Annotated in this window: 25 protein-coding genes; 7 read left to right on the top strand and 18 right to left on the bottom strand. The window is 46.0% G+C overall.

Features of this window, described 5'->3' with window-relative positions:
• Window positions 1-30: 30 nt before the first annotated feature.
• The gene (locus DA100_RS08905) at window positions 31-855 is read left to right on the top strand and encodes a DUF2931 family protein (RefSeq protein ID WP_171052185.1); all 825 of its coding nucleotides are present in this window, start codon (window positions 31-33) and stop codon (window positions 853-855) included.
• A gap of 85 nt (window positions 856-940) precedes the next feature.
• Here the strand turns inward: DA100_RS08905 and rlmM are convergent, their stop codons facing one another.
• From rlmM to pomA, 7 genes are all read right to left on the bottom strand, one after another.
• The gene (rlmM, locus tag DA100_RS08900; RefSeq protein WP_138971809.1) at window positions 941-2,032 is read right to left on the bottom strand and encodes a 23S rRNA (cytidine(2498)-2'-O)-methyltransferase RlmM; all 1,092 of its coding nucleotides are present in this window, start codon (window positions 2,030-2,032) and stop codon (window positions 941-943) included.
• Complete coding sequence (locus tag DA100_RS08895) at window positions 2,029-2,427, bottom strand: DUF423 domain-containing protein (protein WP_138971808.1); 399 nt, start codon at window positions 2,425-2,427, stop codon at window positions 2,029-2,031. Before DA100_RS08895 ends, rlmM begins: the two co-directional genes overlap by 4 nt.
• Window positions 2,417-3,043, bottom strand: coding sequence for an alpha/beta fold hydrolase (locus tag DA100_RS08890; protein ID WP_138971807.1), 627 nt, complete (start codon window positions 3,041-3,043; stop codon window positions 2,417-2,419). Before DA100_RS08890 ends, DA100_RS08895 begins: the two co-directional genes overlap by 11 nt.
• Window positions 3,036-3,944 carry a transcriptional regulator GcvA gene (locus DA100_RS08885; RefSeq protein ID WP_138971806.1) on the bottom strand — a complete coding sequence of 303 codons (909 nt, stop codon included), beginning with the start codon at window positions 3,942-3,944 and terminating at the stop codon, window positions 3,036-3,038. Before DA100_RS08885 ends, DA100_RS08890 begins: the two co-directional genes overlap by 8 nt.
• Before the next feature lie 371 nt (window positions 3,945-4,315).
• Window positions 4,316-5,764, bottom strand: coding sequence for a tRNA uracil 4-sulfurtransferase ThiI (thiI, locus tag DA100_RS08875; protein WP_138971804.1), 1,449 nt, complete (start codon window positions 5,762-5,764; stop codon window positions 4,316-4,318).
• 152 nt (window positions 5,765-5,916) lie between these two features.
• Window positions 5,917-6,861, bottom strand: coding sequence for a flagellar motor protein MotB (locus DA100_RS08870; protein ID WP_138971803.1), 945 nt, complete (start codon window positions 6,859-6,861; stop codon window positions 5,917-5,919).
• A 10-nt stretch (window positions 6,862-6,871) separates the two neighbouring features.
• Window positions 6,872-7,636 (bottom strand): flagellar motor protein PomA, encoded by a 765-nt coding sequence (pomA, locus tag DA100_RS08865; protein ID WP_138971802.1) that lies wholly within the window; start codon window positions 7,634-7,636, stop codon window positions 6,872-6,874.
• A 262-nt stretch (window positions 7,637-7,898) separates the two neighbouring features.
• On the opposite strand from pomA, the gene xseB reads away from it, so the two are divergent.
• From xseB to dxs, 3 genes are read left to right on the top strand one after another with little or no spacing between them, the layout of a single operon-like run.
• Window positions 7,899-8,141: an exodeoxyribonuclease VII small subunit gene (gene xseB, locus DA100_RS08860; RefSeq protein WP_138971801.1), complete on the top strand. Its 243-nt coding sequence runs from the start codon at window positions 7,899-7,901 to the stop codon at window positions 8,139-8,141.
• A gap of 21 nt (window positions 8,142-8,162) precedes the next feature.
• Complete coding sequence (gene ispA / locus DA100_RS08855; RefSeq protein WP_138971820.1) at window positions 8,163-9,047, top strand: (2E,6E)-farnesyl diphosphate synthase; 885 nt, start codon at window positions 8,163-8,165, stop codon at window positions 9,045-9,047.
• A gap of 20 nt (window positions 9,048-9,067) precedes the next feature.
• Window positions 9,068-10,933 (top strand): 1-deoxy-D-xylulose-5-phosphate synthase, encoded by a 1,866-nt coding sequence (gene dxs / locus DA100_RS08850; RefSeq protein ID WP_138971800.1) that lies wholly within the window; start codon window positions 9,068-9,070, stop codon window positions 10,931-10,933.
• A gap of 561 nt (window positions 10,934-11,494) precedes the next feature.
• On the opposite strand, the gene truC is transcribed toward dxs, so the two are convergent.
• Together truC and DA100_RS08835 are read right to left on the bottom strand one after the other, a co-directional pair.
• Window positions 11,495-12,214, bottom strand: a complete 720-nt coding sequence (truC, locus tag DA100_RS08840) for a tRNA pseudouridine(65) synthase TruC (RefSeq protein ID WP_138971798.1) — start codon at window positions 12,212-12,214, stop codon at window positions 11,495-11,497.
• Window positions 12,214-12,528, bottom strand: a complete 315-nt coding sequence (locus DA100_RS08835) for a YqcC family protein (RefSeq protein WP_138971797.1) — start codon at window positions 12,526-12,528, stop codon at window positions 12,214-12,216. The genes truC and DA100_RS08835 overlap by 1 nt, the downstream gene beginning before the upstream one ends.
• Before the next feature lie 77 nt (window positions 12,529-12,605).
• Here DA100_RS08835 and DA100_RS08830 point away from each other — a divergent pair, with 77 nt between their 5' ends.
• Together DA100_RS08830 and DA100_RS08825 are read left to right on the top strand one after the other, a co-directional pair.
• Complete coding sequence (locus DA100_RS08830; RefSeq protein ID WP_138971796.1) at window positions 12,606-13,643, top strand: DUF3549 family protein; 1,038 nt, start codon at window positions 12,606-12,608, stop codon at window positions 13,641-13,643.
• A gap of 2 nt (window positions 13,644-13,645) precedes the next feature.
• Window positions 13,646-13,945, top strand: coding sequence for a DUF3301 domain-containing protein (locus DA100_RS08825; protein ID WP_138971819.1), 300 nt, complete (start codon window positions 13,646-13,648; stop codon window positions 13,943-13,945).
• On the opposite strand, the gene DA100_RS08820 is transcribed toward DA100_RS08825, so the two are convergent.
• Window positions 13,893-14,411, bottom strand: coding sequence for a GNAT family N-acetyltransferase (locus DA100_RS08820; protein ID WP_138971795.1), 519 nt, complete (start codon window positions 14,409-14,411; stop codon window positions 13,893-13,895). The genes DA100_RS08825 and DA100_RS08820 overlap by 53 nt on opposite strands.
• Window positions 14,412-15,197: 786 nt before the next feature.
• Here DA100_RS08820 and DA100_RS08815 point away from each other — a divergent pair.
• A complete protein-coding gene (locus DA100_RS08815; protein ID WP_138971794.1) occupies window positions 15,198-15,485 on the top strand; it encodes a hypothetical protein in 288 nt (95 codons plus the stop codon).
• A gap of 110 nt (window positions 15,486-15,595) precedes the next feature.
• Here the strand turns inward: DA100_RS08815 and sucD are convergent, their stop codons facing one another.
• From sucD to sdhC, 8 genes are all read right to left on the bottom strand, one after another.
• Complete coding sequence (gene sucD, locus DA100_RS08810) at window positions 15,596-16,468, bottom strand: succinate--CoA ligase subunit alpha (protein WP_138971793.1); 873 nt, start codon at window positions 16,466-16,468, stop codon at window positions 15,596-15,598.
• Window positions 16,468-17,634 carry an ADP-forming succinate--CoA ligase subunit beta gene (gene sucC / locus DA100_RS08805; protein WP_138971792.1) on the bottom strand — a complete coding sequence of 389 codons (1,167 nt, stop codon included), beginning with the start codon at window positions 17,632-17,634 and terminating at the stop codon, window positions 16,468-16,470. The genes sucD and sucC overlap by 1 nt, the downstream gene beginning before the upstream one ends.
• Window positions 17,635-17,828: 194 nt before the next feature.
• Window positions 17,829-19,034 (bottom strand): 2-oxoglutarate dehydrogenase complex dihydrolipoyllysine-residue succinyltransferase, encoded by a 1,206-nt coding sequence (odhB, locus tag DA100_RS08800; protein ID WP_138971791.1) that lies wholly within the window; start codon window positions 19,032-19,034, stop codon window positions 17,829-17,831.
• A 28-nt stretch (window positions 19,035-19,062) separates the two neighbouring features.
• The gene (gene sucA / locus DA100_RS08795; protein ID WP_138971790.1) at window positions 19,063-21,888 is read right to left on the bottom strand and encodes a 2-oxoglutarate dehydrogenase E1 component; all 2,826 of its coding nucleotides are present in this window, start codon (window positions 21,886-21,888) and stop codon (window positions 19,063-19,065) included.
• 91 nt (window positions 21,889-21,979) lie between these two features.
• Window positions 21,980-22,690, bottom strand: coding sequence for a succinate dehydrogenase iron-sulfur subunit (locus tag DA100_RS08790; protein WP_138971789.1), 711 nt, complete (start codon window positions 22,688-22,690; stop codon window positions 21,980-21,982).
• A gap of 18 nt (window positions 22,691-22,708) precedes the next feature.
• Window positions 22,709-24,475, bottom strand: a complete 1,767-nt coding sequence (gene sdhA, locus DA100_RS08785) for a succinate dehydrogenase flavoprotein subunit (protein ID WP_138971788.1) — start codon at window positions 24,473-24,475, stop codon at window positions 22,709-22,711.
• A complete protein-coding gene (sdhD, locus tag DA100_RS08780; RefSeq protein WP_138971787.1) occupies window positions 24,476-24,820 on the bottom strand; it encodes a succinate dehydrogenase, hydrophobic membrane anchor protein in 345 nt (114 codons plus the stop codon).
• Complete coding sequence (sdhC, locus tag DA100_RS08775) at window positions 24,814-25,206, bottom strand: succinate dehydrogenase cytochrome b556 subunit (RefSeq protein ID WP_138971786.1); 393 nt, start codon at window positions 25,204-25,206, stop codon at window positions 24,814-24,816. The genes sdhD and sdhC overlap by 7 nt, the downstream gene beginning before the upstream one ends.
• Window positions 25,207-25,214: the final 8 nt, after the last annotated feature.

Genomic DNA, 25,214 nt, shown 5'->3' with positions numbered 1-25,214 from the left:
ACCACGGCTATGCACGCGAGGAGTACGACGGTGAATAAACGCTATCTCGCGATCACAACCATTGCCATACTCGCTCTAATCGCTGGCTTAGCCGGACGTACTAAGCCAAACTACCCTGATGACCCTAGGTTTAGGCCTTGGCGAATTGGCGCCGCGATCTCTTATAATTACCCTGCGTCGGTTAACGAAGCCTACGGTGTCAACTACCAAGAGGACTGGACCAGCATGATGTTACCATATGGTGGTTTGGGTTCACCGTTACGCTACAACATGGATAAATATCGAGAGTATACCTATCCAGACTACGATGGTTATGCAATACCTTTGGGTGTACCAGTCAACTTTATCCCTGATCAACTTGGCTCAGGCATAAAGTCCTTACCCGATGAACTCTATATCTATTGGGGGCTCAACGGGTTTCGCTACGCCACCGTCGTTAAGGTCACCGCGCAAATTAAAGCAGCCATGACAAAACCCTACCCACATATTAGATTAGAGAATCAAAACTGCTATCAAACCGTATTTATGTTTGGCTTTCTCCCTGAAGGACGAGCAAAGTTATGGCTTGATGGATGCGGGATACTCACCTATGTAGGTGAATATTCGGCAACAAAAGCGGTGCCAGTCCCCCCCCTCCCAGAAAAAGAGCTAGAGCCACTGACACCAGAGCAGATCGAGCAATTTGGACACCTTCTGTTTGACACGAAACCCAAAAAGAGACCACAACCACCCAAGATGTACCCAAGACCATCACTTGATGACCCGATCCCGTGGGATAAAGTCAATCAAGTCTGGTATAACCCGGGCTATAAAGTACAGAATCTAGCAGATGTTGTTCCAAGTACACCAGAGTGAAAGTGGGTGGCGAAAAAACTAAAGGGTTGACTCTATAAGTCAACCCTTTCATGTCACTGTCAGTTAGTAAAAACTTGCGGCTCTTTTAGCGCGGCGAAATGTTGGATAAACATTGCACATGAACCGTGATCTCTTCACGATCATGATACAGATGCTTAGCTTGCAGACGGAACTTAACACCGTTTTCAATCATAAATACTTTCAAGTTTTCAATATCTTGTAGTACTTCATCGTAACGGCCTTTCATCGGTAGTTTGAGGTTAAAGATGGCCTCTTTAGCCCAACCACTGATGATCCACTCTCCCATCAATTGTGCTACGCGTGATGGCTTTTCAATCATGTCACAGACTAACCAAGTAACGTTCTTACGAGCTGGCTCGAACTTGAAACCATCTTCTTGGTGATGCTTAACCTGACCCGTCTCCATCAAGCTATCTGCCATCATGCCGTTATCAACCGAGTGAACAAACATTGAACGTTTAACGAGCTGATACGTCCAGCCACCTGGACAAGCACCTAAATCAACACCCCACATACCAGCGGCTAAACGCTCATCCCATTCTTCACGAGGGATAAAGACATGGAAGGCCTCCTCTAGCTTAAGCGTAGAACGACTCGGTGCATCTGCTGGGAATTTTAAACGCGGGATCCCCATAAAGAATTGAGAGTTATTCTCTGGTAGAGAGTAACCAACATAACAGTGCCCAGAGGCAACAAAACAGATATGCAACACAGGCTTTTTAGGGCTATCTTTTGCAAAAAGAATACCTTTACCACGTAACGCCTGACGCATTGGGACAGTGAATTTACGACAGAACTTAAGCAATTCTTTGGCTTCATTGGTATCCGGTGTTTCAATGCGGATATCACCACAACGAGGCATACTATCAACATCGTTCAACGCTTCGAGCATTGGAGAAATACGGTCTTCTCGTGGGAGATCTTCAATTTCAGTGGCTACCGCAAACATCTGACGAGCAAAAATCAGCGCTTTAAAATCCAGCTCTTTAACCAGTTTTTCTGCATCACCATCTTGGTAGCATTCAAACAGCACATAACCTGTATTTTTCTTGAGGCGTGGGAAACCAAACACTTCTAACTGAGTGGCTTTATCTTGGATTTCTCCGGCACACTCTTTTTCAAAGCCACTACGGCAGTAGAGCATTAACTGTTTCACTGATTCACCTCTTTAGTCTGTAGTGCTGCATAGACAAACAGTCCCCACCCAAGCATAAAGGTTAAACCACCCAATGGCGTAATTGGACCTAACCATTTGATACCGGTTAACGCAAGTGCGTAGAGGCTGCCGCTAAAACAAAAGATGCCGATGATAAAGCAAATCGCTGCAAGGGCGAAATATTTTTGTGACTTTGGCTGCAATTTAACCTGCAGTAATAGACCACAAACCACAATCGCCAACGCGTGAATAAACTGATACTGGACGCCAGTGTTGAACACACCGATAAGATAAGGTGACAGCATCGACTTGAGGCTATGGGCCGCAAAAGCGCCTAATCCAACCCCTACCCCCATCAATGAGCCACCGAATGCCAATAGGTATTTACTTTTCACCGTACACCTCAAGTATAAAAGCAGCGAGATTGTCCACTGCCAAAGCAATATTGCTTTGCTCGCTGTGGCCTGAACGTACTCGCGGCTTAAAGCTATGATCGCCATCTGGGATAAACACGGTCTGAACGCTTTGTGATAGACAAAAGTCTTTCAACTCTTCGCGTTTACCAAACGTATCTCGTTCTCCTTGCAAAACAAGGCATGGCTTAGACAGCGTTGCTAAGTGTTCGCCTTTGTAGTTTTCCGGCTTACCAGGAGGATGAAATGGAAAACCTAAACACGCGACGCCAGCCACCAAAGGGGCATCTGCGAGTAAACTTGCCATGCGCCCACCCATCGATTTGCCGCCAATCACAACGGGAGTATCCCCAGCAAGCTCACCAATCACTTTTTGAAAGGCCTCAAGCAGCTTAGGCGCTCTATCTGGCGGACGCTTCTTACCATCTTCCGCTCGCTTGACCATGTATGGAAAGTTAAACCGTACAACCTGAATACCTTTGTCTGCGAGTCCTTCAGCAACCGAGTTCATAAACTCATGATCCATCCCTGCACCCGCACCATGGGCGAAAATAAACAGAGGATCGGATGACTTGCCATCACGTAAATAATCAGTCATCCAGCAACTCCTCTTGCTCACTCTGTGCTTTCGCTAGCATCCAATCACGGAAAGTCGCAATTCGCCCCATATCCGCTTGTTTCTCGTGGCAAACCACATAAAACGCATTTTTAGATAGCAATACTTCATCGAATGGCGCAATTAAACGACCCGCTTCCAGCTCGGGTTGTGCCAGAACATTGTTTCCGAGAGCGACACCTTGGCCATGAGCAGCGGCTTGTAACACCATGGTTGAGTGACTGAATATCGGTCCGTGATTGACATTTACCCCTTCAATACCATTTTGTTTCGCAAACTGTTTCCAATCTTTACGAGATGTGTCGTGCAGCAAGGTATGCTGCTTTAGATCACTTAGAGTTTCTAATGGTTTGTTACCTAAAAGTAACGATGGTGAACAAAGTGGGATCAAGAATTCTTGGTAGAGTTTATCGGCACGTAAGCCAGGCCAGTTACCTCGCCCATAATAGATAGCAACATCAACATCATCAGTCAGTGAACCCTCATCCATATCCACTGCCTTGATACGCACATCGATATCCGGTTCTTGCTGGTTGAAATCGGCCAGTCTAGGCACTAACCACTGGATAGCAAAACTAGGTGGCAAACTGATTGTTAACGCCCCCTTCTCACTACGCTCTAGCACTTTGTCAGTAGCTTCTGCTAAAGATGTAAAAATATCCTTTATATCGAGAAAGTAGCTTTGCCCTTCTTCTGTTAGTAGTAACGAGCGATTTCGACGTCGAAACAGCTTTAAGCCGAGGAATTCTTCTAGCGCTTTAATTTGGTGACTAACCGCAGCCTGAGTCACAAACAACTCCTCTGCCGCACGAGTAAAGCTCAAGTGACGAGCAGCAGCCTCAAACACTTTCAATGAGTTTAAGGGAGGTAATCTTCTAGACATAGCAGCCTTCTAAAAAGTGGATTAGTTTTTTTAATCTGAAACATTATAAAATGTCCATTGCCTGACGACCAGAGAAATTCTATATTTCACCCCGCAATGAGGAGTCAGAACGGCTTGGTTCCCTTTTGAATCAATTGACTTCTTGTTGCGATGTTGTGTTTGCAAACTCGTATTTCGAGTTAGGTAGGTTTCTACCAGTTTCGTTGAAAACAACGAAACATATACTTCCTGTATTTATTTTGACCTGTCTGTCAAATTTTTTAGCACCGCCTCTATGGCGGTGTTTTTTTATGCGCGAAATTTATAGATATAAAAAAAGCGCAAATCGAGTGACCGATTTGCGCTTTTTAATAACCTTGAATTTACCGAGATTAAGGGCGGTAAACCTTCACGTTATGGAAGCCCTGCTCTTGTAGGTAAAGAGCCTGTAGGCGGCTCATTACGCCTCGGTCACAGTACAGCAGGTAAGTCTTCGACTGGTCTAGATCACCAAACTGAGTGCCTAGTTTGAAGAATGGAATGTGCTTAACCTCTACACCGTCAATTTCTAACGGGTTATCGTCTTCCTCTTCAGGGCTACGAATATCAAGTACAATCGCATGCTGTTCAATTGCTTGAACTTGCTCAACTTCAGGAGCCGCTTTTTCTGTCTCTTTAGCAATATCACGAATATCCATCACTCGCGCGTCACGAACAACTTGCTCAAGGATATCGAAATCGAATTTCTCTTCTTCAGCGTCCAGTTTCGCTTTAATCGCTTTAACCGTTGGCTTCTTAGAAATCACACCACAGTACTCTGGCATTGTTTTCGCGAAGTCTTCAGTGCCGATATCACGAGCTAGGTTAATGATGTCTTCTTTATCCCAGTTGATCAGTGGACGTAGGATTAGCGTATCAGTCACATTATCGATATGACGTAGGTTGGTCAGAGTTTGGCTTGAAACCTGACCGAGTGCCTCACCAGTCACCAAAGCTTCAATCTTAAATTTCTCTGCCACCATACCCGCAGCACGCATAAACATACGCTTAAGAATAACGCCCATTTGACCGTCATCCACTTTCTCTAAAATCTCGCCTACAACAGGCTCAAAGTTTACGGAAATAAAACGTACTTTTGCCGAAGAACCGTATTTGTTCCATAGGTAGTAAGCGACTTGCTTAACGCCAATTTCGTGTGCTGGACCACCTAGGTTAAAGAAACAGTAATGTACTTTAGAACCACGTTTGATGTGCAGGTAGCTAGAGACGCCCGAATCAAAGCCACCAGAGATCAAGCTAAGAACATCTTCTTGTGTTCCCAGAGGGAAACCACCAAGACCTTTGTGACGAGCGATTACTTGATTTAGCTTTTCATTTGCGACTTCAAGTTTCACGGTCACATCTGGGTTGCGTAAACGAACACTCGCACTTTCTACCGCTTGGTTCAGACCACCACCGACGTAACGCTCTAATTCAATTGAAGTAAAGTCGTGTTTACCACGGCGCTTAGCACGTACCACAAAGGTTTTCCCTTCAATAAGTGGACGATTTAGCTCTAACACCTGTTCGTAGATGTCATGCAGATCTTTGAACTCTGACTGCTGAACTTCCAGTACATGGTGGATACCTGGAGTTTGCGTCAATACTTCAAGAGTCTCTTTGTAGTATTCAGATGACTCAGAAGTCACTTCAATATGGTCACGGCGGTTAAAGACAGCAACAGACTCTGTACGACTCTTGACGATGTTACGGATATTGCATTCAAGAATCTTTGTGAAGCGCTTACGCACAGACTCACTTTTTACAAAAATTTCTGGATGGGGCTTTACGATAAATTTCATAATTCACTTCACAAGTTAACTGTTTCGCTAGTTTAATGCTCTATTAGAGCGTAGCAGCGGTCTTTCGCCATGTACTGCCTCTAAGGGCGCAAGATTATACATGAAGCAATGGCCATAAAAAAGACGAGCTTTTTGCTCGTCTTTTTAGCTTGCTATTGTAAAGCAGGAACTTCGTCACTCAGAAGTGGTTCACCTTGCATAATACTGATTTCTACTCGTCGATTTCTTGAACGTTGAGCTTCAGTATCATTTGGCCCCAACGGCTCTGTATCTGCCATACCTCTCACTTGGAGACGTTGGTGATTAAACCCACGTACCTTCTCCATTTCTTGAGCAACAGAGACAGCACGCTGCGCCGACAGATCCCAGTTAGATCGGTAGAGTTCAGAATCAATACGTTGATTGTCTGTATGTCCTGATACTCTCACAACCCCCGGAATGTCTTTAACCAAATCCGCTATCTGACGCACCAAAGGTCGGAACTTAGGTTGTAAGAATGCTGAACCTTCTGGGAACGCACCTTTTTCTCTAATGCGTATATCTATTTGCTGACCGAGATTTTCAACTTCAATCGCGCCTTGCTCTATCTCGCGTTCTAGAGCTTTCTTGATACTTTCCATTACAGTTTCAAGCTCTTGAGACATCTCAGCAGACTGTTGCTGCTCATTATCCGACTCAGAATTTTGATTGTTCTGCGTTGAAGTATCTGGTGATTGTCCACCAGTTAAGGAACCTTGATCCCTTTGAGTACCACCAGCTCTATCTGATTCACCTTCGTGAAATTCAAGCGTCTGCTGAGTAATATCGATGGTCTGCTGCATAATCACGTCAATCGGTGTTGGCTCAGGGCGACCTGGCCTAAACTCTTGCGCAATGATACTGGTACCTTTAGGGATATCTTTCACTTCAAGACGGTTTTGAACACCAAATGCAAACTTCATCGAACCTGCGATCTGTTTGAACTTCAGTACGTCCATCTCCGAAAACGAAAGAAGCAGTACGAAGAAACACATCAATAGTGACATCAAGTCTGCAAATGTTCCCATCCAAAGCGGGAGGCCGGGCGGCGGACATTTGCAGTCGTTATCATCATCCATAACTGCGTCCTTACTCGTTATCTACGTCAAGAGCACGTTTACCTTCATTGAGGTAGTTTTTCAGATAACTATCTATCACTCGAGGGTTTTGGCCATCTTGGATTGCTAAGACGCCATCCATAATCAGACGACGATTCAATTTTTCTTGCTCACGGCGCAGTGAAAGCTTGTCCGCAATCGGGAAAAACAACATGTTGGACAAGATCGCACCGTATAAGGTTGTCAAAAGCGCAACCGCCATTGCAGGACCGATCGCTTTAGGATCATCCATGTTAGACAGCATCGCAACCAGACCAACCAGTGTACCGATCATCCCCATCGCAGGCGCAACGTCACCGAATGCTCTGAAAACACTCGAACCAAAATCATGTCGCTCATCCGTCAGCGCGATGTCTTTTTGCAGCGCGGCACGAACAACATCAGCATCGTGACCATCGACGAGTAAGTCGATGCCTTTTTGCATAAAGCTGTTACTGATCTCCATCTCCTCAAGGGCAAGAAATCCACCTTTACGAGCTGCGTCAGCCATTTCAACCACTTTAGCGATCAAATCTTCAGGCTCATCAGCTTTGAACATAAAGGCTTTACCGGCGATCTTGGCGGCACCAAAAAACTGCCCCATAGTGAACTTCATCAACACCACGAAGGTAGAACCACCCACCACGATAAGTATTGATGTGACATCGACGAACATCATAATGCTTCCGCCGAGTATCATCGCCATGACAACGAAAGCCAAACCGCCAATCAGTCCTATCAGCGTTGCTAAATCCACAGAGCACTCCTCATGCTATCTTTGAGCTTCTAACAAATTATATCGGCAACATCTTCAGATCTTTAGTATTTTATTGATACCGCATTCACATAAATATAGATGCTTACCCCATTCTGAGTACTAGGCCTTTAACCCTATTATTTACTTGGCTACATAAAATGAACGCTTTAACTCCATTTTTCTGACAAATTTACTCGGTTAAATTTGACCATCATTAATGGCTAAGGTAACTTTCGAGCATCTTTACCTGTGTAGAAAAGTTATGGCGAGCAAAAAACCGGAAAACATGACCTTCGAAGCGACGATTGAAGAGCTCGATGCGATTGTAGAAAACCTCGAAAATGGTGATTTAGCATTAGACGATGCACTCAAGAACTTTGAGCGTGGTATTACGCTTGCTCGCGCAGGCCAAGCCAAACTCAGTGATGCTGAACAACGTGTCAGTATTTTGTTACAAAACGATGACGAATCGCCACTGAGTGATTTCGATGCTCTACCAGAGTAATTGAACGAGAAGATGTCTGTTATGCAAGAGGCACTATCCTCACTACAACAACGAAACAATGCCCAGTTAGAAAACTGGCTCAAGTCATTGCCCCATCAAAACCTACCTCTTATCGAGGCGATGCGTTATGGCTTATTGCTTGGTGGCAAACGCGCCCGTCCGTTTCTGGTCTATATTACTGGCCAGATGCTCGGATGCGAACTTAACGACTTAGACACTCCGGCTTCCGCTGTTGAGTGCATCCATGCTTACTCGTTAATTCATGATGACTTACCGGCTATGGATGACGATGAACTGCGTCGTGGTCACCCAACCTGCCACATCAAGTTTGACGAAGCGACCGCTATCTTGACGGGTGATGCGCTGCAAACCCTTGCGTTTACCATTCTCGCAGAAGGCCCTTTGGCTCCGCATGCAGAAAGGCAACGTATTCAGATGGTTAAGGTGCTTGCCGATGCTTCCGGTGCCAATGGTATGTGTATGGGCCAAGCCCTAGACTTAGCCGCAGAAAACCGCAGCGTAACGCTCGAAGAGTTGGAAGAGATTCACCGCAACAAAACGGGGGCGTTAATGAAATCAGCCATTCGTTTAGGCGCCTTAGCCGCCGGTGAAAAAGGAGCGCAAGTCCTGCCGCTTCTAGATCAATATGCCGATGCTATTGGTCTCGCTTTCCAAGTCCAAGATGACATTCTAGATATCATTAGTGATACTGAAACCTTGGGTAAACCACAAGGTTCTGACCAACAATTAAACAAAAGTACCTATCCCGCTTTGCTAGGATTGGACGGAGCTATAAACAAAGCTCACACTCTGTTAAATGAAGCTCTTCAAGCTTTGAACGCAATCCCATACAATACAGAGTTACTCGAAGAGTTCGCCCGATACGTCATCGAGCGCAAGAACTAACACTATAAGCGCGCATTTATATGACTCTTGATATTTCGAAATATCCGACACTGGCTCTAGCAGATACTCCTGATGAGCTGCGCAGCCTTCCTAAGGAAGTGCTGCCAAAGCTGTGTGATGAATTACGCACTTACTTACTTAATTCAGTAAGTCAATCCAGCGGCCACCTCGCTTCTGGTCTAGGCACAGTTGAACTGACTGTGGCGCTTCATTACGTCTACAACACACCTTTTGATCAATTGGTGTGGGATGTTGGTCACCAAGCGTACCCGCATAAAATCCTAACGGGTCGTCGCGACCAAATGCCAACGATTCGCCAAAAAGATGGTTTACACCCCTTCCCATGGCGTGAAGAGAGTGAGTACGACACACTATCAGTCGGCCACTCTTCGACATCGATCAGTGCTGGCCTTGGTATGGCTATCAGCGCGGGTAAAGAAGGCAAAAACCGCAAAGTCGTTAGTGTGATCGGCGATGGTGCTATCACCGCAGGGATGGCATTTGAAGCCATGAACCATGCGGGTGATGTCCACCCTGATATGCTGGTGATCTTAAACGACAATGAAATGTCGATTTCTGAGAACGTTGGTGCTCTGAACAATCATTTAGCTCAAGTACTATCAGGAAGCTTGTACACCTCGATTCGTGAAGGCGGTAAAAAAGTACTGTCAGGTGTCCCCCCGATTAAAGAGTTGGTTCGTCGTACTGAAGAACATCTTAAAGGCATGGTGGTACCAGGCACTCTATTTGAAGAGTTAGGTTTTAACTACATCGGCCCTGTCGATGGCCATGACGTAAATGAGTTGGTCAAAACTCTAAAGAACATGCGTGAACTAAAAGGTCCGCAGTTTTTACATATCATGACCAAAAAAGGCAAAGGCTACGAGCCAGCAGAAAAAGACCCGATTGGCTACCACGGCGTGCCTAAGTTCGACCCGAGCCACAACTCTCTGCCAAAAAGCAGCGGTGGACTGCCAAGTTACTCGAAAATTTTCGGTGACTTCCTGTGTGATATGGCGGCTCAAGATCCTAAGCTTATGGCGATCACTCCCGCTATGCGTGAAGGTTCTGGGATGGTTCGCTTCTCTAAAGAGTATCCTGACCAATACTTCGATGTTGCGATTGCTGAGCAACATGCAGTGACCTTGGCTACAGGTATGGCCATTGCTGGCGATCACCCTATTGTGGCGATTTATTCTACCTTCTTGCAGCGTGGCTACGATCAGCTCATTCACGATGTTGCCATCATGGATTTACCGGTAATGTTTGCTATAGACCGTGCAGGGCTGGTTGGTGCGGACGGTCAAACTCACCAAGGTGCCTTTGACCTGAGCTTTATGCGCTGTATCCCGAATATGGTCATCATGGCGCCGAGCGATGAGAACGAATGCCGCCAAATGCTCTACACTGGTCATCAACATACTGGCCCGTCGGCTGTCCGTTACCCTCGTGGTACAGGCATGGGCGTTGACATAGAGAAACAGTTTACGGCATTAGAAATCGGTAAAGGCCGCCTAGTTCGTCAAGGTGAGAAAATCGCTATCCTCAACTTCGGCACCTTCTTAGGTAATGCACTTGAGGCCGCACAAGCACTCAATGCCACGGTAGCGGATATGCGCTTTGTCAAACCACTCGATGAAGAGTTGATTAAACAGCTTGCCGCTGAACACGACGTCATCGTCACCATCGAAGAAAACGCCATCGCTGGCGGTGCAGGTTCTGGCGTAGTCGAATTTATGATGAGAGAGAAACTTATCAAGCCAGTACTCAACCTTGGCCTCCCGGATAAGTTCATTCATCAGGGTACTCAAGAAGAGCTGTATCAAGAGCTTGGTCTTGATGGAAAAGGTATCGAAGTTGCTATTCGTCAATATTTAGCAAGCTAGTTAAACAGATTGCAACCTATCCAATGCCCTCTCAATGAGGGCATTTTTGTCTCCACTCTCCTACGATCTTAGATCGTAATTACCAAAGTAAGCATTAACATTTGGGAATAATATTCCAGAACAATGACTGTAATTTGCTGCGTTGCCTACTTGTAGGCACACTTTTTTTGATATGTGAATCAAAACTATAACGAGGCAAAACCATGAATCACAAATACATTCTCACCAAACAGTCGCAATACGCTGGTGAACACGAAATTCATAATGCCACAACGGGTTGTACATATATGCCAAGGGTGGAGAATCTCATCAAACTAGGGCTTCATTCCTCAAGTCAAAGCGCCTTAGAGCATGCAAAAAACACATTCCCTGAGCTTAAAATAAACGGCTGTTATTATTGCTGCCACGCCTGTCACACGTCATAGCAAACCATAAAGAAACCACTCACGTTGCTCAATACTGGCGCGTGCCACCTTTACTAGTCCATTAGGCTAGAATCAGCTCGTCATTACATTATGACGAGCTTTTTTATCGAGAAAGGTCAATCTCAACGTGATCAGTTTAAGGCGCTGACCAGCCAAACTCAGCACACAGTTTTTGCCACGTTTCATCTAACCCCGCTTTAATGGTAATTTCTCGCTGAGTAAATGGATGAACAAACTTAAGGGAAGAAGCGTGAAGCAAGAGTCTATGCGAGTCGTACACTTCTCTAAACAACTTGTTGTGTTTACCGTCACCATGTGTCGTATCACCAACGATTGGATGGCGTAGATGAGCCATATGGCGTCTGAGCTGGTGTTTTCGTCCAGTCAGTGGCTTCATCTCCATTAAGCAGTAACGAGTGGTAGGAAAGCTCCCCGTGGAATGGGGTATTTCGACTTGAGCCAGTGGTTGATAGTCAGTGATCGCTTCTTGTGCTTCTTTATCTTGGCTAGCATGCTTATCTGCAATTTTGTCCAACTCAACCTTAAGTGCATAGTCGAGACGACCGGATTCCATGATCCAACCGCGAACAATCGCATGATAGGTTTTTTCCATCTCGTGATTCGCAAACATCGGCATCACTTGAGACGCAACCTCACTTGATAATGCAAAAATAAGAACCCCGGAAGTCGGTCTATCCAAGCGATGAAGCGGAAAGACATGCTGACCAATTTGGTCACGCAATGTTTGCATGACAAATTGAGTTTCGTGCTTATCCAGCCAGCTGCGATGAACTAACATACCAGCAGGTTTGTTGACGGCAACGAAATACTCGTCTTGATATACGATCTCCAGCACTAGCGGAATTCCTCATCTAACTTTTGAATAATTGTAACTAAAGGTGTTAATTGCGGCTGTTCTTTCCAGCACTCCTCAAAGTAAGGCGCAATTGAAAATCCGCTCGGTAGTGGCTGATTTTGTTCTATCAGCAAACGGATACGGGCAATGAAGATCCACTGCAACCACTCGCTTGGCGTTAAGGTGTCAATGGCAAACGGCTGCTGACTACTCAGAGCCTGTTTGCTTGGGGGTGTCGCTTGCCACTGACCAAGTTGTTGCATCAACAACTCTAACTCGTCGATAAGCTCGGTCAATTGTTTCACTTTTGTCATTAATCTTTGTTTGGAACCTTGAAAATTGGCAATAGAATACCATTTATAGAGTAAATAAAGTTAGGACAATTGCTTCAATGGAAACCATTCATACTCTCACTCAACTCCTTACCGACAGTGATTGCCAATATCAGGTCTTTGATCTTGGACGTCGTATTAAACAGATCGACGCAAAGGTCTTTGCTGACGCTGAAAAAGGCCAGCTTGCCTATCCCTATCCAATGCAGCGTAAGGCACACATCGCTATCGCCTACTGGAATCAAGAGCAGCAACCTTGGATTTGGTTTCTAAAATTTGAATTAGATGAGCGTGGCTTACTTAAACAAGCAGATATTGGTAACTTCATCAAATATGTCATTGAAGCAATGGGCACGCGTCTTAGCCAAGAGCTAAGTGAAGAGCAACAAGACAAACTGGCAAACAATCCCTATACCTTTAAGCCGGCAGACGACAAAATGGCGGTCTTTCATAGCCAAGTCCGCGCGGCGATGAATTTACCTTGCAGCCAGTACTACGAACATGCGCAATTATACTTTGCAGGCGGGTTGGAATGGGATAAATGGCACACAGTTGGTTTACAAGGGGTGACCGATATATGTGCGCGACTTGGGCTGGAACAAAATGGCGTCAATGTCCGTAAGGCACTAAAACATCTGCCTTCCGAACCTCTCTATGCCTTGCTAGGTGCGCTTGAACATACCGAGTTACCAACAAAACTCGCACAAAACCTTGCCGAAATGGCTCAGACACAGATTGACAGTCACGATCCAGATCTCTTCCTACTCTCCGCGCTCACGAGAGCCTTGTCCGGAGCAGAGGAAGCCATCGCTCAACCTATCATTGGTAAGATTCTTTCAAGTGCGCGTTTGAGTCATCAAGAGGTACTGATTGGTATCGCGGGACGATGCTGGCACTGGTTAAGAGAGGCCGATATTGCCGAACAATTCCTACTGCGCCTCGCACAGACGGGAAACCAGACACTGTTTAACCAGCTATTCGCCGATTTGGTTATGCTCCCTGAGCTTCGTATGGTACTGCTTCCTTTGCTTCACTCCAGCCCATCAGAAGAGTTAGCAAAAGCACTGATTAACCTACAGCAAGCCGCTAAGGCGTAATGATGATTTATGACCTGTTCGCCATCCTTGCACTTGCCATTGTATGCCTAATTTTTTGGCAACAAAGACGTCAGGCAGAGTTAGCGAAAAGTATCGCCTCTCGAAAATGTAAAGAGCTCGATTTGCAGTTGCTGAGCGTGGCGCTTAAAGGTCACAAACTGAAAACGCCAGACGGTGTCTGGCGTTGGCATTCGGTTTATCAGTTCGAGTTTTCGTCGCTTGGTGATGACTGCTATCAAGGCCACATCTTTATGCAAGGTTTCCAACTAGCCAAGGTGGAGTTGCCGCCACATCGGATGTAAAGACAAACTCATCATAGGGGCCAAACGTATCTTGTTTGTGGGCATTCAATACGAAACCAAGTTTCTTGAGAATTCGAATCGACGCCTCATGATCGACATTGGCGGTAGCGATAACTCGCTCTACGTTCAAATCTCTTGCTGCTTTGGAAAAGAAAGCCTGCACCACTTCACTGGCAATACCTCTGCCCCAGTACTCTTTGTCAAAGATATAACCAAGCTCAGGAAGCGTGTCTAAATCAGAAATAAACACGTGCCCCATGTACTCTCTTGTGTGACTATCAAGCACTGCCATCGCAAATATGGTGCGATCATTGAGTACTTTCTCAAACTGTTTTTTAGCAGAAGATACCGTCTGTGCTCCATTCATCTGAGCACGGTTAATAGCACAACAGTTGAGCATCAAAAATTCAGATTGTAGAGAGTCGTTATAAGGGACCAATAACGATCGGCGAGTCACTATCGTCATGACACATCCTTGTAAGCAGCAATAATTGTCTTTTAAAACAAAGCCGAGAAGTTAAACCAACTGATGGCAATCTTTATTGATCTAGAACGTTTTTGGCACGTTGTTGTTTGATTTTTTCTAAAGGTGAGATCTAAGAAAAGCCCCGATACGTTAGTATCGGGGCTATAGTCTTACTCGCAGCAGTCCGGCTACAAAAGTTGCTCCATGCATCTTCCCTAATAGCTACTGAATCCTTCAGTATTATCCAACCGTCGCCTTCCTAGCGGTGTCCTCATCATCCTGATAGCTAACATATCCTAGTTAGCGCACATCACTCTATCCTTAAGTGGTGTCCTGTGTATCTTCCTGATACTGTCCTAACCTCTTCCTAGAGGTGTCCATTGTCTTCCATGTCACTCACATCCTGTCAGTGGCTGTATCCCTACAATGTTCTTTCGCTCCGTGCTTGATTAACTATCCTAGTCAACCAATCTTCTTCCTGAAGATTCCCAATCCTTGGTCTTTCCTGTTCCGTGTCGGTATCCTTCCGACAGGTTCTAATTTACCCGAATTACCGTTATAGACAATACCTGTGTTAAATCTAAAAAGCGCAACAATATTGAAACAAAACAACTTGGACATAAAAATCAATAGGTTATAAAGAAATAGAGTACTTATCTTGTGTTTTAAACGCTGTTTGTCTCACAGCAGATGTGAGAGATCTCGCACAGACTCTTCCACTATTTTCTATTCGCCAATTTTAGACTGACTGGGTATGATTAAATATATAAGCGCAATGGAGGTTTTATGCTTACTCAAGATGTTAGCCAAGAGCTAAAAGGTGTCCTTGAACAGTTACACGCAGAAGGGAAAGAGCCAACGGTCGTGCTCGTCAAAGCACGTTTGAGTACATCAGTGCCTATGCCGGCTTTGATTACAACCTTGAAGAGCTGGAAGAGCTCGAATCGTGTGCCAAAAGTTGAAGTCGCAGTAAAACAAGAAGTCGCTGATACTGATCGAATTGAACAGTTAGAAAAGCAAGTGATAGATCTGACGGCAAGATTGGTGGCGCTTGAGGAAAAGTTAGAGAAATAGAGGCTCCCTACTCTCTCCTTCCGTCGCTCTATGCAATGACAAATATTTGGAGAGCAGAAAAACAAAAGGCTTGGCGCAATGCCAAGCCTTTCTTATTTGAAGTGGTTAGATTACCAACCCGTTACTTCACGTAGACCTTTACCGATGTCTGCTAGAGACTTAACCGTCTTAACGCCCGCAGCTTCTAGTGCAGCGAACTTGTCTTCTGCTGTACCTTTACCACCAGAGATGATCGCACCAGCATGGCCCATACGCTTGCCTGGAGGAGCAGTAACACCAGCGATGTAAGAAACGACTGGCTTAGTGACGTTCTCTTTAATGAACGCTGCCGCTTCTTCTTCAGCCGTACCACCGATTTCACCGATCATTACGATAGCTTCTGTTTCAGGATCTTCTTGGAACAACTTCAGAATATCAATGAAGTTTGAACCTGGGATTGGGTCACCACCAATACCGACACAAGTCGACTGACCAAAACCTTCGTCAGTAGTTTGCTTAACTGCTTCGTAAGTTAGTGTACCTGAACGAGATACGATCCCCACTTTACCTTTCTTGTGGATATGACCAGGCATGATACCAATCTTACACTCGTCAGGAGTGATAAGACCCGGACAGTTAGGACCGATCATGCGAACGCCAGTTTCTTCTAGCTTCACTTTCACGTCGATCATATCTGTTGTAGGGATACCTTCAGTGATAGTTACGATTAGCTCGATGCCCGCATCAATCGCTTCAAGGATGGCATCTTTACAGAAAGGTGCTGGTACGTAGATAACTGTTGCTGTTGCGCCAGTTGTTTCTACTGCTTCACGTACTGTGTTGAATACAGGAAGACCTAGGTGTGTTTGACCGCCTTTACCAGGAGAGACACCACCAACCATTTGTGTGCCGTATGCGATAGCTTGCTCAGAGTGGAAAGTACCTTGACCACCAGTGAAACCCTGACAGATTACTTTCGTGTCTTTATTAATTAGTACAGACATTATTTGCCCTCCGCAGCAGCAACAACTTTCTGAGCTGCGTCTGTTAGAGACTCAGCTGCAATGATATCAACATCAGAATTAGCAAGAACTTCGCGACCTAAGTCTGCGTTAGTACCTTCTAGACGAACAACAACAGGTACGTTTACACCTACCTCTTTAACCGCACCGATAATACCTTCAGCGATCATGTCACAACGAACGATACCACCAAAGATGTTAACGAGTACTGCTTTTACATTGTCATCAGACAGGATGATCTTGAATGCTTCTGCTACACGCTCTTTAGTCGCGCCGCCACCTACGTCTAGGAAGTTAGCTGGCTTGCCGCCGTGTAGGTTTACGATATCCATCGTACCCATTGCTAGGCCAGCACCGTTAACCATACAGCCAACGTTACCGTCTAGGGCTACGTAGTTCAGTTCCCACTGAGCTGCATGCGCTTCGCGCTCATCTTCTTGCGAAGGATCGTGCATTTCACGTAGCTTAGGCTGGCGGTACATTGCGTTAGAGTCAATGTTGATCTTACCGTCTAGACACAGCAGGTTGCCTTCGCTAGTAATAACAAGAGGGTTGATCTCTAGTAGAGCTAGGTCGTACTGAGAGAACATGTTGCCAAGACCCATGAAGATCTTAACAAATTGTTTGATTTGGTCGCCTTCAAGACCTAGCTTGAACGCTAGCTCACGGCCTTGGTAAGCTTGAGGGCCTACTAGTGGATCGATAGCTGCTTTATGAATCAACTCTGGCGTTTCTTCTGCAACTTTCTCGATTTCAACACCACCTTCAGTTGAAGCCATGAATACAACTTTACGAGTTGCACGGTCAACAACCGCACCTAGGTAAAGTTCGTTAGCAATGTTTGATGCTTCTTCAACTAGGATTTTTGTTACAGGCTGGCCATTCGCGTCTGTTTGGTAAGTCACTAGGTTTTTACCTAGCCACTTTTGTGCGAACTCTTTAACGCCGTCTTTCGTATCGTGTAGCTCTACGCCACCCGCTTTACCACGTCCACCTGCGTGAACCTGACATTTGACTACTTTCTTCTCAGTAGAGATACGACCCGCCGCTTCAAAAGCTTCTTGTGGTGTATCACACGCGTAACCTTCCGGTACAGGCAAACCGAATTCTGCAAACAGCTGTTTGGCTTGGTATTCATGCAAATTCATTTTGATATTCCGTTTATTTTATTATTTCCATAACGGCGCTGTTTTAGCACTCGTCTGTAGGGTCTTCTCAAATCAACCGCGATCTATTTTCTAGTAGCTTAACGATTCAAATGAAGGCCAGACAGTTGAGCTAGTCTAGCCTTTAAAACTATCGCACGCCTAGCCAGAATGACTGACTAGACGTTTTGGCGATATTAAACGTCTAATAGCAGACGTGCTGGATCTTCTAGCAACTCTTTAATCGTCACTAGGAAGCCCACTGATTCACGACCATCGATTAAACGGTGATCGTAAGACAGCGCAAGGTACATCATCGGCAGAATTTCTACTTTACCATCAACTGCCATTGGGCGATCTTGAATCTTGTGCATACCAAGAATCGCTGATTGTGGTGGGTTGATGATTGGCGTAGACATCAGTGAGCCAAATACACCACCGTTAGTGATAGTGAAGTTGCCACCCATCAAGTCTTCAACCGTCAGTTTTCCATCACGGCCTTTGATGGCTAGATCTTTGATACCTTTTTCGATATCAGCGAAGCCTAGTGTGTCACAATCTTTTAGAACTGGAGTGACTAGACCGCGTGGCGTAGATACCGCCATGCTGATGTCGAAGTAGTTGTGGTAAACGATATCATCGCCATCAATCGACGCGTTGACTTCAGGGTAACGTTTCAGTGCTTCTGTCACCGCTTTCACGTAGAAAGACATAAAGCCTAAACGAATACCGTGACGCTCTTCGAACTGGTCTTTGTACTGCTTACGAAGATCCATGATTGGTTTCATGTTTACTTCGTTGAACGTCGTTAGCATTGCTGTGCTGTTTTTCGCTTCTAGAAGACGGTTAGCTACCGTCTTACGTAAACGCGTCATTGGCACACGCTTCTGGCTACGAGCAGCCGCTGGCGCATCAACAGCAGGAGCATCTGCTTTTGGTGCCGCTTTAGCGTTCGCAAGATGTGCTTCAATATCTTCACGAGTGATACGACCGCCTACACCAGTGCCTTTGACTTGGCTAGCTTCGAGGCCGTGTTCAGCAAGAAGACGACGGACTGCTGGGCTTAGTGCATCGTTGCTCTCTTCAGTTAGAGACGCTTTATGACGCTTATCTGGAGACGCTTCTGACTCTTCAGTCGTGTCCGTAGTCGGTTCACCCGCTACCGCACCTGGCTTAATACGAGCAATCAACTGCTTAGAAAGTACTGTTGCGCCTTCTTCTTCAATAATGGCTTCCAGAATACCCGCTTCAGGTGCTGGTACTTCAAGTACTACTTTGTCTGTCTCGATATCAACCAGTACTTCATCACGCGCAACTAAGTCGCCTGGTTGTTTGTGCCATGTTGCCACTGTTGCATCAGCGACAGATTCAGGTAAATCTGGAACCAGAATTTCAATTGTCATATCTGTTTCTTCCTTTAACTTCTAGCTCTTAATCCGAAGTTTTTGTATTCACGTTAAGTGCGTCTTCAACCAACGCTTTCTGTTGTTTCAAGTGTACTGACATGTAACCTACTGCAGGTGATGCTGATGCTGGACGACCAGCGTATTTAAGATCTGCACCTGCTGGGATGGCAGCACGGAAGTTGTGTTGGCTACAGTACCAAGCGCCTTGGTTTTGAGGCTCTTCCTGACACCAGACAAAATCTTCTACATTGGTGTATTGCTCAATGACAGCCTTAACCTCATCCAATGGGAATGGGTATAGCTGTTCAATACGAACAATCGCCACGTCATCCTGCTCATTGTTACGACGCTGCTCGAGCAGATCGAAGTAAACTTTACCAGAACAGAAAACAACGCGTTTCACCTTCGCAGCTTCTAGGTCATCAATCTCACCAATCGCCGCTTGGAATGTGCCTTCTGCTAACTCTTCAATGGTTGAAGTACATAGCGGATGACGAAGCAGAGATTTTGGAGACATAACCACAAGTGGACGGCGCATCGGTCTTACAACCTGACGACGAATCATGTGGTAAACCTGAGCCGGAGTTGAAGGAACAACAACTTGCATATTTTGTTCAGCACATAACTGAAGGTAACGTTCTAAACGAGCAGACGAGTGCTCAGGACCCTGACCTTCATAACCGTGCGGTAGTAGCATTGTTAGGCCACATAGACGTGCCCACTTCTGCTCACCAGATGAGATGAACTGGTCGATAACAACTTGTGCACCGTTAGCAAAATCACCGAACTGCGCTTCCCAAATCGTTAAGCCGCCAGGCTCAGCCGTCGCATAACCGTACTCAAACGCAAGTACTGCTTCTTCAGATAGCACTGAGTCGAAGACCTCGAACGGACCTTGCTTGTCATGAATGTTCGCTAGCGGAACAAACGTACTAGCATCATTTTGGTTATGCAGTACCGAGTGACGGTGGAAGAAAGTACCACGACCAGAATCCTGACCTGAGATACGAATACGCTTACCGTCATCAAGCAAAGTGGCGTAGGCAAGTGTTTCTGCCATACCCCAGTCAATTGCCTTCTCACCACTCAACATTGCTGTACGGTCATTGTATAGCTTGTTAACGCGGCTCTGTAGTTTGTGGCTTTCTGGGTACTGACAAATACGCTGACCAAGCTCGACCAGACGACCTTTGTCAAACTCGTTTTTCCACTCAACGTCCCAGTCATGTCCAAGATATGGCGACCAGTCAACAGAGTGCAATGCCATCGGGCGCCACTCTTTAACAACCACTTCGCCGCGGTCTAGAGCGTCACGATATTCATTCACTAGCTGCGTCGCTGTATCGATCCCGAAGTCACCGCGCTCAATCAACACGTCTGCGTAAAGCTTACGTGGCGTTGGGTGCTTCTTGATCTTTTGATACATCAGTGGCTGAGTCGCATTTGGCTCATCAGCTTCGTTGTGACCGTGGCGACGGTAACAAACAAGATCGATCACCACATCGCGCTTAAATTCATTACGGTAATCAAGAGCGATACGAGTAACGAAGGCCACCGCTTCTGGGTCATCAGCGTTAACGTGGAAAATTGGCGCCTGAACCATCTTAGCGATGTCAGTACAGTACATAGTCGAACGGGTATCGTTCGGGTTTGACGTAGTGAAACCTACTTGGTTATTAACTACGATACGAACCGTACCGCCAACACGGAAACCGCGAGCTTGCGACATGTTGAAGGTTTCAGCTACAACACCCTGACCTGCGATCGCTGAGTCACCATGAATGGTAATAGGAAGCACAGTTGAACCATCAGTATCACCTAAACGATCCTGACGAGCACGAACCGAACCGATAACTACTGGGTTAACAATCTCAAGGTGAGACGGGTTGAATGCTAGCGCTAAGTGGACATCGCCACCTGGTGTTGCGAAGTCAGCAGAGAAACCTTGGTGATATTTAACATCACCCGTACCCCATGAATCGCCATGCTTACCCGCAAACTCATCAAATAGGTCTTGTGGTTTCTTACCAAGAACGTTAACCAGCATGTTAAGACGTCCGCGGTGAGCCATACCAATAACGACTTCGCGCATACCGCTCTTACCGGCATGACGAATTAACTCTTTAGTCATTGGGATTAGCGCATCACCACCTTCAAGCGAGAAACGTTTTGCACCTGGGAATTTTGCTCCTAAGTAACGCTCCAAGCCTTCCGCTGCTGTCAGCTCTTCAAGAAATTCTTGTTTTTCTTCCTTGCTGAACGTTGGTTGGCCAACGACTGATTCCAAACGCTGCTGGATCCAACGTTTCTGTTCAGTATCAGTCATGTGCATGTATTCAGCACCAACTGAGCCACAGTAGATTTTTTGCAACGAAGAGTGGATATCTTTCAACTGCATAGTCTCTTTGCCGATAGCAAAAGAACCTACGTTGAAAGTTTCTTCAAGATCATCTTGTGTAAGATTGTGGAATGCAGGATCTAGCTCCGCCACTGGTGGACGTTGCCATAAACCTAGAGGGTCAAGCTGTGCCGCTTCGTGACCACGAAAGCGATAAGCATTGATTAATTGAAGTACTTTTACCTGTTTAGCGTCGACATCAGGATCACTAACTTGGACATTGTAATGCTTTGTTTCTTGAGCGAGTCGTCGGAAGTAGTCACGGACACGTGAATGTGGTTGTTCAACCACTTCTTCTGACGGCTTTGGTAAACCATCAAAAACACGTTTCCACTCCTCACTTACCAGATCGGGATCACTTAGATACAGTTCGTAGAGGTCCTCTACATACGTTGCATTGGCGCCAGCCAAGTGTGAAGACTCGAGCCACGCCTTCATCACGCCGTTGTGCATATTTTCCCTTAACCAGTAGTTTTCACGTTTGCTTCGGTCTACGCCGAGCTATTAAGAGCCGGCCCAGAGTAGGCCGGCAATTTTTTGTTAATTAGACAGAGCGGTTAACCAGCATTGTCTTAATGTGACCAATCGCTTTTGTCGGGTTCAATCCCTTAGGACAAACACTTACACAATTCATGATGCCGTGGCAACGGAAAACGCTAAATGCGTCATCAAGATTTGATAGACGTTCATCTGTTGCTGTATCGCGGCTATCAATTAACCAACGGTAAGCGGCTAGTAGACCAGCTGGACCAATAAATTTGTCAGGGTTCCACCAAAAAGATGGACATGAAGTTGTACAACATGCACACATGATACATTCGTACAGACCATCTAGATGAGCACGCTCGTCAGGTGTTTGCAGATTCTCACGTGATGGCGGCAGAGCACCGTCATCAATCAAGAAAGGCTTAACTTTCGCATAGTTATCGTAGAACTGCGTCATGTCAACAATAAGATCTCGAACCACTGGCAGACCTGGTAGTGGGCGAATCACAATCTTGTCTGCTTTAAGAGCAGATAGCGGTGTGATACACGCAAGACCATTCTTACCGTTCATGTTCAGACCGTCTGAACCACATACGCCTTCACGGCATGAACGGCGGAATGAGATGCTTGGATCTTGCTCTTTCAGCAGGATTAAAGCATCCAGTAGCATCATGTCAGAACCATCTTCCACTTCAAGTGTGTAGTCTTTCATGTATGGCTTTTGGTCGACGTCCGGGTTGTAGCGGTACAAAGAGAAATTCAGTTTCATAATCTTATCCTCCTTTCCTTAGTACGTACGTGCTTTAGGTGGGAATGCATCACGATGGATAGGTTCCATGTTTACGTCACGCTTGCTCATGCCTTCCGTTTCTGGATTGTAGATAGAGTGACATAGCCACTGCTCATCATCACGATCTGGGAAGTCAAAACGAGCGTGCGCACCGCGGCTTTCTGTACGGTAGTTTGCCGCTACAGCAGTTGCGTAAGCTGTTTCCATCAAGTTTTCTAGCTCAAGACACTCAATACGTTGCGTGTTGAACTCAGTTGACTTGTCAGCAAGGTGTGCGTTCTTCAGACGCTCACGGATTACCTTCAGCTCTTCTAGACCTTTAGCCATAGCATCGCCTTCACGGAATACCGAGAAGTTGTTCTGCATACATCTCTGTAGATCTTTACGAATTTGCGCTGGGTCTTCACCCTCAGTGCTGTTTTCCCAACGGTTGTAACGCTCTAGAGAACGTTCGATATCCGCTTCTGTCGCTGGTTTCGCTTCCGCTTGCTTCGCTAGAGTTTCACCTAGGTGCAGACCCGTTGCACGACCAAATACGACTAAGTCTAGTAGTGAGTTACCACCTAGACTGTTAGCACCGTGTACAGATACAGAAGCGATTTCACCACAAGCGAATAGGCCTTGAACTTCTACGTCCGCACCGCTTTCGTCTTGCTTAATAGCCTGACCTGAAACCTGAGTTGGGATACCACCCATCATGTAGTGACATGTTGGGATGACTGGAATTGGCTCTTTAACTGGGTCAACGTGTGCAAACGTACGAGACAGTTCACAAACACCAGGTAGACGTGACTCTAACGTCTCTTTACCTAGGTGATCCAGTTTCAGTTTAATGTGAGGACCCCATGGACCATCGCAGCCACGGCCTTCACGAATTTCGATCATCATTGAACGAGCAACAACGTCACGACCAGCAAGGTCTTTCGCGTTTGGTGCATAACGCTCCATAAAGCGCTCGCCATCTTTGTTTAGGAGGTAACCACCTTCACCACGACAACCTTCAGTTACAAGAACACCTGCACCAGCGATACCCGTTGGGTGGAACTGCCACATTTCCATATCTTGCATAGGTACGCCAGCACGTAGTGCCATACCAACACCATCACCGGTGTTGATGTGAGCGTTAGTTGTTGATGCGTAGATACGACCTGCACCACCCGTTGCTAGGATGGTCGCTTTAGCTTTGAAGTAACAAACTTCACCGGTTTCCATGCATAGCGCAGTACAACCTAGAACAACACCATCTTCGTTTTTAACAAGGTCAAGTGCATACCACTCAGAGAAAACCGTTGTTTTGTGTTTGATGTTTTGTTGGTAAAGCGTGTGTAGAAGCGCGTGACCTGTACGGTCAGCAGCCGCTGCGGTACGAGCAGCCTGCTCGCCACCAAAGTTTTTCGACTGACCGCCAAAAGGACGTTGGTAGATAGTACCGTTGTCAAAACGAGAGAAAGGTAGACCCATTTTCTCTAGTTCGATAACTGACTCAGGACCGTTCTTACACATGTACTCGATAGCGTTTTGGTCGCCGATGTAGTCTGAACCTTTAACAGTATCGTACATATGCTGTTCCCAGTGGTCTTCATGTGCGTTACCTAACGCAACCGTGATACCGCCCTGTGCTGATACCGTGTGAGAACGAGTAGGAAAAACTTTAGAAAGCAACGCACATGATAGGCCTTGCTCAGAAATTTGTAGCGCAGCACGCATGCCTGCACCACCAGCGCCGATTACAACGGCATCAAATTCGCGAACTGGAATAGACACTTACGCACCCCACAGAATAAATAGACCAGAGAAGAAGTAACCAAACAGTACAGCGATAATGCCTAACTGTAGGCCGCCACGAAGCTTAGCGCACTTGATGTAGTCAGTAAGAACTTGCCACAAGCCAATCCATGCGTGGATTAAAACACAAACTAACGCTAGCATCGTGAACACTTTAGTGAATGTGCCACCAAAGAACTGAGTCCAAGATACGTAAGAAATATCCGTGAAAGCACAGAAGCTAACCAGATAAATAGTATAAAGTGTCATGATGATCGCAGTCGCACGAATCAATAGGAAATCGTGGACACCATTACGACCAAAAGATGAAATATGTTTTACCATACCATTACCCCCGCCAATAGAGACAGAACGGCCGTAGCTGCGAATGCAACCTTAGCGCTCATTGCACCAGATTCCAGCTCTTCAAAATGACCCATATCCATCAGTAGGTGACGAACACCACCAGCGATGTGATAGGCCAAAGCCGTTAAGATGCCCCATAAGATAAACTTCACAAAGAAACCGTCTACAATATCAACAGCCTCTGCATAACCGACTGGGGAGGATAGCGAAATGGATAATAACCACAGCAAAATTCCGACAGCCACAAACGTAATCACACCGGAGACACGGTGTAATCTAGATGCGATTGCAGTGATCGGAAAGCGAATGGTCTGTAAATCTAAATTAACAGGTCTTGACTTTCTTTCTTTCACGGGCTTTCTCACTCAGCTCC

Source organism: Vibrio sp. Hep-1b-8 (genome assembly GCF_006124995.1).
In the GTDB taxonomy this organism is placed as follows: Bacteria; Pseudomonadota; Gammaproteobacteria; order Enterobacterales; family Vibrionaceae; genus Vibrio.
Note: the sequence above shows the minus strand (reverse complement) of the source record. Positions and strands in the feature narration are given on the sequence as shown.

Coding starts and splice junctions, on each gene's coding strand:
- xseB (WP_138971801.1), top strand. CDS start 7,899: ATGGCGAGCAAAAAACCGGAAAACATGACCTTCGAAGCGACGATTGAA.
- DA100_RS08790 (WP_138971789.1), bottom strand. CDS start 22,690: ATGAAACTGAATTTCTCTTTGTACCGCTACAACCCGGACGTCGACCAA.
- DA100_RS08825 (WP_138971819.1), top strand. CDS start 13,646: ATGATTTATGACCTGTTCGCCATCCTTGCACTTGCCATTGTATGCCTA.
- sucD (WP_138971793.1), bottom strand. CDS start 16,468: ATGTCTGTACTAATTAATAAAGACACGAAAGTAATCTGTCAGGGTTTC.
- thiI (WP_138971804.1), bottom strand. CDS start 5,764: ATGAAATTTATCGTAAAGCCCCATCCAGAAATTTTTGTAAAAAGTGAG.
- sucA (WP_138971790.1), bottom strand. CDS start 21,888: ATGCACAACGGCGTGATGAAGGCGTGGCTCGAGTCTTCACACTTGGCT.
- sucC (WP_138971792.1), bottom strand. CDS start 17,634: ATGAATTTGCATGAATACCAAGCCAAACAGCTGTTTGCAGAATTCGGT.
- DA100_RS08835 (WP_138971797.1), bottom strand. CDS start 12,528: ATGACAAAAGTGAAACAATTGACCGAGCTTATCGACGAGTTAGAGTTG.
- DA100_RS08820 (WP_138971795.1), bottom strand. CDS start 14,411: ATGACGATAGTGACTCGCCGATCGTTATTGGTCCCTTATAACGACTCT.
- DA100_RS08830 (WP_138971796.1), top strand. CDS start 12,606: ATGGAAACCATTCATACTCTCACTCAACTCCTTACCGACAGTGATTGC.
- DA100_RS08885 (WP_138971806.1), bottom strand. CDS start 3,944: ATGTCTAGAAGATTACCTCCCTTAAACTCATTGAAAGTGTTTGAGGCT.
- ispA (WP_138971820.1), top strand. CDS start 8,163: ATGCAAGAGGCACTATCCTCACTACAACAACGAAACAATGCCCAGTTA.
- DA100_RS08815 (WP_138971794.1), top strand. CDS start 15,198: ATGCTTACTCAAGATGTTAGCCAAGAGCTAAAAGGTGTCCTTGAACAG.
- DA100_RS08890 (WP_138971807.1), bottom strand. CDS start 3,043: ATGACTGATTATTTACGTGATGGCAAGTCATCCGATCCTCTGTTTATT.
- odhB (WP_138971791.1), bottom strand. CDS start 19,034: ATGACAATTGAAATTCTGGTTCCAGATTTACCTGAATCTGTCGCTGAT.
- DA100_RS08870 (WP_138971803.1), bottom strand. CDS start 6,861: ATGGATGATGATAACGACTGCAAATGTCCGCCGCCCGGCCTCCCGCTT.
- dxs (WP_138971800.1), top strand. CDS start 9,068: ATGACTCTTGATATTTCGAAATATCCGACACTGGCTCTAGCAGATACT.
- sdhD (WP_138971787.1), bottom strand. CDS start 24,820: ATGGTAAAACATATTTCATCTTTTGGTCGTAATGGTGTCCACGATTTC.